Here is a 6,289-nt window from a genome sequence, read left to right as displayed (position 1 = left end):
GCTCAGTAACCAGGAATGGGGAATGGGGAATAGGAAATAGAATTTGGGTGTACCTCACAAGACTGAGAATTGCTATAGATTCGAGCTTTGCCGTCTCGCAACCAACGGCGAGCGCGGGATGGTTTGGTTGGCATCAAAGGGATACCTTTTGGTGAAATTACAGGTACTCGCTGCATGGTGATAAACCTCGCGATTAAGTATTTGGGGTTCGACTACGCTCACCCCGTCGCCTCCACCACCTAATCCAAGATGTCTGGTCTCTAACCCACACCCGACAACACGGGTTTGTAGATAGTTCGGACTGGCGAAATATCCGAAAGTACGTGCCAGAACTAGGCTTTACGATGTAGTCAAGTTCCGGTAGTTGGTTGTCTACCCAAGCTCCGGCCCACGCACGGGCGGAGTTATCTTGACAAATTCAAGCGTCCTTTACTAATACGCATTTTATTGTCAGATCGACTTGTCTCAAAACCTTTAATGTCTCTGGATTTCCCCCATCTCCCCGTCTCCGGAGAAGAGGGCGCGCTTCGTTAGCGTTAGCGAAGCCATGCGCGACAGCACTATAGCCATGCCGTTCGCGTAGCGTCTCCTTCGGAGACAGGCTATAGCATTTGGAAGTCTAAGCTTCATTTGACTCATAATCAATCGCGTGGGATGCGCGCGCCCCTACAAACCCCTCTCCCATCTTCAAGGGAATACTTTTGGACTTCAAACGGTAACGGCAAGGTTACGGAATATTTGGGGCGAAGGTACAGGAAACCGCACCCGATCGTTGCCCCCTGCTGTTTCCAAGAACACGCTACTATATCTAAAGAATATCGCCATTTTTCTCAAGATAACTACAGGTCGTCTAACTCCATGGATTCACCCATCAGAGCCGTTCAATCGGGATATACCTACAGCGATATGTCCTATCGGACGCCGCCGCCTGACTTAGAGTCGCTGTTGCTAAAAGAGCGGATCGTCTATCTCGGATTGCCGCTGTATTCTTCGGACGAGGTGAAGCGCAGCGTTGGCATCGATGTCACCGAACTGATTATCGCCCAACTGCTTTACTTACAGTTTGACGATCCCGAAAAGCCGATTTTTTTCTACATCAACTCAACGGGAACTTCTTGGTACGACGGAGATGCGATCGGTTTTGAAACCGAAGCCTTTGCCATTTGCGATACCCTCAACTACATCAAGCCTGCCGTCCATACGATTTGTATCGGTCAGGCAATGGGAACTGCCGCTATGATTCTCGCTGCGGGAACCAAAGGATATCGCGCCAGCCTCTCCCATGCCACGATCGTTCTCAATCAAGCTAAAAGTGGGGCGCGCGGTCAAGCCACGGACATTCAAATCCGCGCCAAAGAAGTCTTGCAGAACAAGCAAACGATGCTCGAAATTCTCTCGAAAAATACGGGTCAATCGATCGATAAAATCAAAAAAGATATCGATCGAACCTTGTATTTTACCCCACAGACTGCCAAGGAGTACGGTATCATCGATCGCGTCCTTGAGAGTACTAAAGAACTTCCGGCTCCGATGCCCGTCATGTAATTGCAATCTACCCAAAATCGATTTTTAAATATCGATAAATTGATGGATTCGGTTAAAATTTTCTTCTTTTAAAGAAATAGCCAAAAACAATCTTCCAGATTTTCAAGAGGATTGAAAATAAAAAAAGGTAATTGTCAATTATCCATTGTCAATTGTCCGTTCTCGAACCCCCTTTGCCCCTCATTCCCAAACAACTCTTATGCCTATTGGTGTTCCTAGTGTTCCGTACCGTCTTCCTGGCAGTCAGTACGAGCAATGGATTAGTATTTACACTCGCCTGTCTCAAGAGCGAATTTTGTTTTTGGGACAAGAAGTCACCGATGCCTTAGCCAATCGCATCGTCGCCTTCATGCTCTATCTCGACTCCGACGACCCCAACAAGCCAATTTACCTCTATATCAACTCTCCAGGAGGTTCGGTGACGGCGGGGATGGCGATTTACGACACGATGCAATACATCAAATGTGAAGTGATTACCATTTGCGTCGGACTGGCGGCATCCATGGGTGCGTTCCTACTCGCGGCTGGAACTCCCGGTAAGCGTCTGGCGCTACCCCACTCTCGAATCATGATCCACCAACCCCTCGGCGGCGCGCGAGGACAGGCGACGGATATCGAAATCGAAGCCAAAGAAATCTTACGGATCAAAAAGCAGCTTAACGATATTCTTGCCGCACGCACCGGTCAAACCCTCGAAAAAATTGAGAAGGATACCGATCGCGACTACTTCATGTCCGCCGAAGAAGCGGTGCAATACGGTCTGATCGACCGCGCCATTGAAGATCGCCAAGAATAAAGTTGCTAAGACTAAAATAGTAGCTGGGAACGGGCGCTCGGGAGCCAAGAGAGCTTAAAATTACGAAAATTGATGAGAATACCCTCAGTTTTGAATTAGCTCTGACGTCGAAAACGCCCAAGTCCCCGTCCCCAGTTCCTTTTAAGTACCGATCGCCGTGAACGTAACCGATTGTTATCGAGTCTTAGGATTGAAACGAAACGCCAGTTTAGACCAAGTTAAAGCCGCTTATCGCCGACTGGCCCGCCAATACCACCCCGACATCAACCCTGGAGATCGGTACGCTCACGAAAAATTCATTCAACTCCATCAGGCTTATCAAGTTTTGCTGGCGGCGGCTAATTTCGATCGTCCCGCGTCAGAATCTCCCGCACCCACTCCCGCATCAACCCGTGGGGCAACACCCCCAACACCAAAACCGCCTCAAAAATCCTCTCAAAACCCGCCTACAAAACCTAAAAAAACAAAAATCTCTCGCCAATCCAAAGCCCCTTCCTTTCGCGATCATCCCAGTCTGTCTGACTTCGAGAAACAGCTCAAACACCGCAGCTACAAGCAGTTGCAAACGCTGTTCGGACAGAAAAAGTTTCCCCGCGCCATCGCCCTGATTGAAGGTTTGGCTTCTCGGTTACCTCAAGATACAGAAATTCGCCAGTGGCAGGCGGTAACCTACCAGCGGTTCGGTCGCCATCTCATCGATCGCCGAACCCTTTCTAAGGCAAGGGTTTATCTAAAAAAATCTCTGCGTACCGATCCCCACAATCGGGCACTGTGGCTGGAAGTCGAACGAGATTTTCGCCGTATGGAAAATTTGCTCCGATGATATATCGCTTGACAAACGATTACACCTCGCGCTTCACCGACCCTTAAAATTCCGATGGTTTCGCCCAAACGATGCGCGATCTATTGTCCCGCACGTGAATCGCTTGAAGATCGGCGATATTATCGAACCAAGAGACAATCGGTTCGGCAATCGTCCACATCAAACCCACTTTTGCGTTAGAAAACTGACACCCACAGGCAACTTTGCATCCGTCGCGGCTTTCTCCATTGCCTCTATTCTTGAGTAGATAAAAGGGTGCGGGCAGTCGTTCGGCGATCGTTTCCTCTCGTTTTCCCGCGATTCGCAGGGCTTGGGCATCGATAATCAAAGTATTATTATCGCGGCACTGAATTTGTTTTAGGGCTTCGAGGGTGGGGTAGACAGAAACGCTTCGATAGCGAGTTTGCCATGCCAAAATGACGATTCCCGTACTGCCGTCAGCATTCACAAGAACGCCACCTTCAGCAACGTGACCGACACCGCTAATTCCCACCGGATCGAAAACTCTGCCTAGTAAAAACGGACGGATTGCAGTCATATCGAAAGACAGGAAACAGGGGACAGGAAGAGATTCACAAGTAATAAGTTTCAAGAGATCGGTAATAAGTTTGACCTGAGCTTAAAATCGGAGAGTTCAAAAAATGAATTGGGTTTAAGTTTTTTTCATGAATGAAGAGACTTTATACCGTTTGATTCGGACTGAATCTGTACCCCTTATTACTTGTGACTTCAGCCCCGTTGGGCTGTGGCGAACGGTCAATAGTCGATATTGAGTGGTTCTAGAGGTAACCTTGTTTTTGGGTTCTCTTTCTCTCTTCTGCATTGCCACAGGAAATCGGGGTTAGATGGGATTCAAGATCGAAAACCTATTTACAACGAGAGTTATCGTTAAGAGATCGATAGCGAGCAACCCAACGCGCACCATCAGGTATTTGCGCATTCACTAGCTCGGGAAACATTAGGATTTTAGCTTATTCAAAACTGGCTTTACTTTACTCATTTCAATTGGAAATCGCATCGATCCGGATACACTGACCACTTTTGCTATCGATCGCGCTTGATAACATTCAATTAAACTCGCGTGTATCTAAAATCGAGCGATCGGATCGGGAACGGGGAACAGACAGGAGTTTTAGAGAATTTACCATTTTTGGCAAAATCGGGTTTAAACGCACGACAGCTAAGATCTCTGACCGATATGACTGCTAATCGTCAGTATCTCGTCGAACTTGATATTATCGGTGCAAGGGTTTTGGGAAGGTGCAATGAGCCATTGGTATCGAGAAAGTCTAGAAACGATCGTCGAGCAGCTAAATACGGACATCGATCGCGGCTTGAGTGAAGCCGAATCCGAGAAAAGATTACAGCAATACGGCCCCAACCAACTTATCGAAACCGGACGCAAATCTCCTTGGAAAATCCTCTGGGAACAACTGTCAGCCCCCTTAGTGGTGATGTTGATTGTGGCGGCGGCCATCTCTGCGGCTTTAGGGGATGCCAAAAATGCGATCGCCATCGGCGCGATCGTTGTACTCAATGCCGTGCTGGGGTTTCGTCAGGAATATCGGGCAGAACAGGCGATGGCCGCTTTGAAACGATTGGCGATGCCCACGGTACGCGTGCGCCGAGAGGGACAAGTTAAAGAGATTTCCGCCGATAGCCTTGTACCGGGAGATATTCTGTTGTTGGAGGCGGGAAACCTAGTTCCGGCAGACGGACGTTTGCTCTCGGGGGCAAACTTCAAAATTCAGGAAGCGGCCCTGACGGGGGAATCGGAACCGGTGGAAAAGGATGCCGCCCTGGAATTTGACCGGGATTTACCCCTGGGAGATCGACTGAATATGGTTTACCGAGGGACGATCGTCACCTACGGACGCGGGACGGCGATCGTTTCCGAGACGGGGATGCAGACGGAGTTGGGGCGCATTGCCCGCCTCATCGGACAGGTCGCCTCCGAGCAAACCCCCTTGCAGAAACGGCTAGAGCAGTTGGGCAAATTCATCGGCGCGATCGCCCTGGTGCTATCGATCGTTATCCTGATTTTAGGACTCCTGCGGGGGGAACCATTGACGCTGATGCTGCTGACGGCGGTTAGTCTGGCCGTGGGGGTGATTCCCGAAGGGTTACCCGCTGTCGTCACCATTGCCCTGGCGTTGGGGGCGCAACGGATGCTCCAACATAACGCCCTCGTCCGCAACCTTCCTGCCGTGGAAACCTTGGGTTCGGTGACGACTATCTGTTCCGATAAAACCGGGACGCTGACGGAAAATCGGATGACCGTGGCGGTGCTGGATGTGGCCGGCGCGCCGAGCGATCGAATCTCCAGATCTGCCCCTGGGGTTTCCTCCGAAGCGGTTGCCCCCGAAATCCAAGACAAAACCGATCGAGGGGCGATCGCTCTGTTGCTGACCAGTGGGGCTTTATGTAACGATGCAGTTTTGGACGCTACGGAGGGAGAATCCTGCGCCATCGGCGACCCCACAGAGACGGCGATAGTCGTTGCGGCGGCCAAGGCGGGGTTGCCCGAATCAGAACTCGATCGCCTCTTCCCTCGCATCGACGAAGTGCCCTTCGATTCCGATCGCAAGTTGATGACCACTTTCCATCGCTGTGCTGCCACCCCAGAAGAACTTCCCGAAAGTCTGGCGTGCCTGGGATCTATCGACCCAACGGGGGGGATGCCTCAATACTGGGCGTTTACCAAAGGTTCCCTTGCCAGTTTGCTGGAGATTTGCGATCGGGTTTGGATAGGCGATCGCATCGAACCCCTCGACAAAACCTGGCGCGATCGCCTCAACGCCGCCCACGATCGGTTGGCGCAAAACGGAATGCGGGTTTTAGCCACCGCCTTTCGTCCCCTCGATGCCCTTCCCGACGAGGCGATCGCCCTCGAACGAGATTTGGTCGCCATCGGTTTGGTAGGAATGCTCGATCCGGCACGATCGGAAGTGGCAGAAGCGGTGCAAACCTGCCAGAATGCCGGAATTCGGGTGGTGATGATTACCGGCGACCATCCCCTCACCGCCTGCCACATTGCCCGCGAATTGGGCATTACCACCGGGGGACACCTTCTCACCGGGCAAGAATTGGCGCGCCTGTCTCCCTCGGAGTTGAGAGATCGGGTG

At 51.0% G+C, this 6,289-nt stretch carries 7 protein-coding genes; 5 read left to right on the top strand and 2 right to left on the bottom strand.

Annotated features, from left to right (window positions below; genetic code table 11):
* Positions 1–2: 2 nt before the first annotated feature.
* Entirely contained in the window at positions 3–134 is a 132-nt protein-coding gene (locus IQ235_RS18990; RefSeq protein WP_441373276.1) for a hypothetical protein, read from the bottom strand.
* Between IQ235_RS18990 and IQ235_RS18985 the strand changes: the two genes are divergently transcribed.
* From IQ235_RS18985 to IQ235_RS15830, 4 genes are all read left to right on the top strand, one after another.
* Entirely contained in the window at positions 88–243 is a 156-nt protein-coding gene (locus tag IQ235_RS18985) for a hypothetical protein (RefSeq protein ID WP_441373277.1), read from the top strand. The genes IQ235_RS18990 and IQ235_RS18985 overlap by 47 nt on opposite strands.
* Positions 244–858: 615 nt before the next feature.
* Positions 859–1,545, top strand: coding sequence for an ATP-dependent Clp protease proteolytic subunit (locus IQ235_RS15840; RefSeq protein WP_264322409.1), 687 nt, complete (start codon positions 859–861; stop codon positions 1,543–1,545).
* Positions 1,546–1,744: 199 nt separating this feature from the next.
* Positions 1,745–2,341, top strand: coding sequence for an ATP-dependent Clp protease proteolytic subunit (locus IQ235_RS15835; protein WP_264322408.1), 597 nt, complete (start codon positions 1,745–1,747; stop codon positions 2,339–2,341).
* Positions 2,342–2,498: 157 nt separating this feature from the next.
* Complete coding sequence (locus IQ235_RS15830) at positions 2,499–3,164, top strand: J domain-containing protein (protein ID WP_264322407.1); 666 nt, start codon at positions 2,499–2,501, stop codon at positions 3,162–3,164.
* 43 nt (positions 3,165–3,207) lie between these two features.
* Here the strand turns inward: IQ235_RS15830 and IQ235_RS15825 are convergent, their stop codons facing one another.
* A complete protein-coding gene (locus IQ235_RS15825) occupies positions 3,208–3,702 on the bottom strand; it encodes a hypothetical protein (RefSeq protein WP_264322406.1) in 495 nt (164 codons plus the stop codon).
* A gap of 727 nt (positions 3,703–4,429) precedes the next feature.
* On the opposite strand from IQ235_RS15825, the gene IQ235_RS15820 reads away from it, so the two are divergent.
* Positions 4,430–6,289, top strand: a 1,860-nt coding sequence (locus tag IQ235_RS15820) for a cation-translocating P-type ATPase (protein WP_264322405.1), incomplete at its 3' end; no start/stop codon positions are given.

The sequence above is a fragment of the Zarconia navalis LEGE 11467 genome, from assembly GCF_015207075.1.
Lineage (GTDB): Bacteria > Cyanobacteriota > Cyanobacteriia > Cyanobacteriales > Geitlerinemataceae > Zarconia > Zarconia navalis.
This window is presented reverse-complemented; position numbering and strand designations above follow the sequence as displayed.